The sequence below is a fragment of the Frankia sp. CcWB2 genome (assembly GCF_977927585.1).
The window spans coordinates 5,625-8,172 of the sequence record NZ_CDWRCM010000197.1 but is presented as its reverse complement, the minus strand read 5'-3'; the positions used below and the strand labels follow the sequence as shown (position 1 = coordinate 8,172).

2 protein-coding genes are annotated in these 2,548 nt (G+C 68.1%); one reads left to right on the top strand and one right to left on the bottom strand.

From position 1 onward, the window contains the following. Positions 1-254 (bottom strand): DnaJ domain-containing protein (locus tag ACY45C_RS17770; RefSeq protein WP_462188677.1); only part of this gene is annotated, 254 nt, incomplete at its 3' end. 366 nt (positions 255-620) lie between these two features. Between ACY45C_RS17770 and ACY45C_RS17765 the strand changes: the two genes are divergently transcribed. Next, positions 621-2,231, top strand: a complete 1,611-nt coding sequence (locus ACY45C_RS17765; protein WP_462188676.1) for a PAS domain S-box protein — start codon at positions 621-623, stop codon at positions 2,229-2,231. Positions 2,232-2,548: the final 317 nt, after the last annotated feature.

The window sequence follows — 2,548 nt, the reverse complement described above, 5'->3', positions numbered from 1 at the left end:
CCGGCGGCCACCCGCTCCTCGTAGTCCTCGGGGAGGCGCCGGAAGTCCGCGCCGAACCGGTCGTAGCGCGCCCGCGTCTTCGGGTCGGACAGCACGTGGTACGCCTCACCGATCTCCTTGAACCGCTCCTCCGCCTCCGGGCTGCGGTTGACGTCGGGGTGGTAACGGCGGGCGAGGCGGCGGTAGGCCTGCTGCACCTCCTCGCCGCCTGCGTCGCGCCGGAGGCCGAGAACCTCGTAGTAGTCGCGGGCCATCGGCGCTCACTCCTCATCGCCGCCCAAGTGCTGTCCCCGGCCGTGGCCCGGACCTCGACCACCCCGTCCTCGACCACCCCGTCCTCGACGTCGAAGATGCTCACGCCAAACGTGCCGCCGCTGAGAACGTGCCGCCGCCGAGGCCGAGTGTTACGCCATCCGATGGCTTCCCGATCCACCGGCGCCTCAAAACCACCCGCCGGAATCCCACCAAGCCGATCAGGTCGGTCCTCCGGGAGAAGGCACGCATAAGCGGTGAACCACGGTGGCGGGTCGGCACGGGTCGGCACGGGGGGTCGGCATCTGTGCTATGGTCCACGCCGCATCACTTAAAGAGGCAGATCAATTACCGATCGTGGTGATGTGGTGAAGGGTTCCTCAGACCTGGCCAGTGGTCTGTTGGAGGCGGCGCCGGACGCGATCGTCGCCGTCCGGGACGATGGGGCCATCGTCCTGGTCAACGCGCAGGCCGAGCGGCTGTTCGGCTACACCCGCGACGAGCTGGTCGGCCAACCGGTCGAGATCCTCATCCCGGTCGGTGCCCGCGCCGTCCATCCTGATCATCGGGACCGCTACTTTGCCGACCCCCACCCCCGGCCGATGGGTGCCCGCCTCCAGCTCGCTGCCCGCCGCCGCAACGGCAGCGAGTTCCCCGTGGAGATCAGTCTCAGCCCGCTGGAGACCGAGGAGGGAATACTCGTCTCCGCGGCGGTCCGGGACGTCACCGACCGCCTCGAAGTCCAGGCCGAGGGGGAACGGTTGCGCGTCGAGGCGCAACGCCGCAACTTCGAGGCCCAGCTCCACCAGCCCCAGCGGTTGGAAAGCCTCGGCCAGCTCGCCGGCGGGGTGGCGCACGACTTCAACAACCTCCTCGGAGCCATCATCAACTACGCCTCGTTCGTCGCCGAGGAGGTCACCCAGGCCGCCGCCACTCAGACCGCGGACGGACGGTGGAACGACGTACTGCGCGACATCGAACAGATCCAACGCGCCGCCGACCGCGCCACCGTCCTCACCCACCAGCTCCTCACCTTCGGCCGCCGCGAAACCGTGCAGCCCCGGGTACTCAGCCTCAACCAGGTCGTCACCGACCTGGAGAACCTGCTGCACCGCACCTTGGGCGAACACATCGAGCTGCACATCCATCTGCAGCCCGAGCTGTGGCCCATCCTGGCTGACCCCGGCCAGATCGAACAGGTCCTGACCAACCTTGCCGTCAACGCCCGCGACGCCATGCCCGACGGCGGCGTGCTGACCATCGACACCGCCAACATCACTATCGATCCGGATTACGCGAGCGAACGCCCGGGCGTGAAAGCCGGCCCGCATGCACGGATCCGCGTCTCCGACAGCGGCACCGGCATGCCCCCGGAGGTCCTTGCCCGGGTCTTCGAACCGTTCTTCACCACGAAACCCAAGGGGGAAGGCTCCGGCCTCGGCCTCGCCACCGTCTACGGGATCATCAGCCAGGCCGGCGGGCACACCGACATCTACTCCGAACCCGGGGTCGGCACCACCATTCGCTGCCTGCTCCCCGCCACCGCCGCCGGTCAGCCGGACGCCGCCGGTCAGCCGGACACCGCGACCGGCACTCCGGCACACGCGGGCGAGACCGTCCTGCTCGTCGAGGACCAGCCCGCCATCCTCGAGGTCACCCGTCGCCTGCTTGCCCGCAACGGCTACCAGGTCCTCACCGCTACCTCCGCCGACGAGGCCATCCCCCTCGCCGCCGACCACCCCGGCCCCGTCCACCTGCTGCTGACCGACGTCATCATGCCGCGCATGCAGGGCAAGGAACTCGCCGGCCGGATCCGCTCCACTCGCCCCGACACCCGGGTGCTCTACATGTCCGGCTACGCCCACCCGGTCCTCACCACCCAGGGGAAACTTGATCCCGGTGTCATCCTGCTCGAAAAGCCCTTCTCCGAACGGGTCCTGCTCGCCAAAGTCCGAGAAGCCCTCGACCCTCCGACCTGACCACGAATCAACCAGGACCCACCTCAACGGCCAGGATATTTCCTTTCTGCCCCGTTGATAAGAAATATCCGTCAGCCGGCGCTTTCGTCGTCGCTCGTCCTGCCGCGCGGCCCTGGTCACGGGTGGTGGTTTCTGCGGTTGACAGTCTCTGCCCGCGTCATAGGCTCAGCCGTGGGACGGATGCCCGACCGGGGTAGAGTGATGATAATGCATCAGCAGGAAGCGCAGCAGGTGGAGCGCGTGCTGCGGCAAAACTGGCAGCAGATCCGATACCAGATCCTTGACCAGTTCGCCGAGGTAAACGCGTCGGACCTGGA